This is a genomic window from Alteromonas gracilis (assembly GCF_043642145.1).
Classification (GTDB): domain Bacteria; phylum Pseudomonadota; class Gammaproteobacteria; order Enterobacterales; family Alteromonadaceae; genus Alteromonas; species Alteromonas gracilis_B.
In genome coordinates, this window is record NZ_JBHZRZ010000038.1 from 1 (window position 1) to 1,007 (window position 1,007).

Here is a 1,007-nt window from a genome sequence, read left to right on the forward strand (position 1 = left end):
AGGTAATGGAATGACAGCACACTTCTGGTTTCGGTATTGGCTTGGAAGCGCCGATGCTTATTCGAAGAGACGAGCACTATACCCAGTAGTATAGCCACAAGTGACGCTATTGTAGTCAGCAGTACCAATATAGTTAAACGCTGTTTTTTCACGCTTTTATTTTGCTCATAGCCAAGTCCGAACTTGCTACTTTTCATATCTCTGAACCCTTCTTCAATCTGCATGCGCTGGCGATAAATAGCAACGACCTGTTTCGATAAATGACGGTGAGGCGCTAGTGATGTCGCTAACAGCCATGGGTCTTTAACGCCTTGCGCATGCACTTTTGAGCGTTTGGAAGCTTTGCGTGTACCGTCTAGATTTGAAGCGTGGCGTCCTTTCATCTTCTGCCTAAAGAGAATAAGCGTACAGGCAAAAGGATTGCTTCTAACTATTTTGCTGTTATTAAAACGCTTCGGTCGATAGGTCGCTTGAGCATAGAGATGGCGAATACACTGCCACTTATTACCGCCGTCTAGCGAGTAAAAATGCGGTTTGCGAACGCGCCCGACTATATCCCACCCGAGCGCTAATACTTCTCTGAACCAAGGCGATTTATACCCTGCGTCAGTAACGATAATGGGTCGGCAACTTGAAGGTAACATAGCGTGCAATGTCTTTAGAAATGCTTTGTGTGTAGCTGGCTTCTCTTTTGTCTTGCCACAGTGCACTTCTTGATAAAGTGTAATGGGCCTACCTTTCAGAGATATTGCCGCGCGTAGAAGAAAGTGTGCTTTACGGTCGTCTAAATCTGACCAGTCGATTGAGATAACAGGACGTGAAGTGCTGCCACAAAATAGTAGGCATATAGATGCATAGATGAGTGGTGTTTCACTTAACAAATGTGGGTTTGAAAGCAAACGGTCGGCACGCTTAATCCGATGTTTTTCAAAGGCATTAGTACTAATCCCTCGACCTATGCTTGTTACAGTTGCAGCGCGCCCGCTCAGCAAGCTTTTCACGCACGC

At 45.8% G+C, this 1,007-nt stretch carries 1 protein-coding gene; it reads right to left on the bottom strand.

Annotation, left to right across the window (positions count from 1 at the left end):
• On the bottom strand, positions 1-1,007 hold a 1,007-nt coding region (locus ACHUFN_RS20190), incomplete at both ends, for an IS4 family transposase (protein ID WP_394224524.1).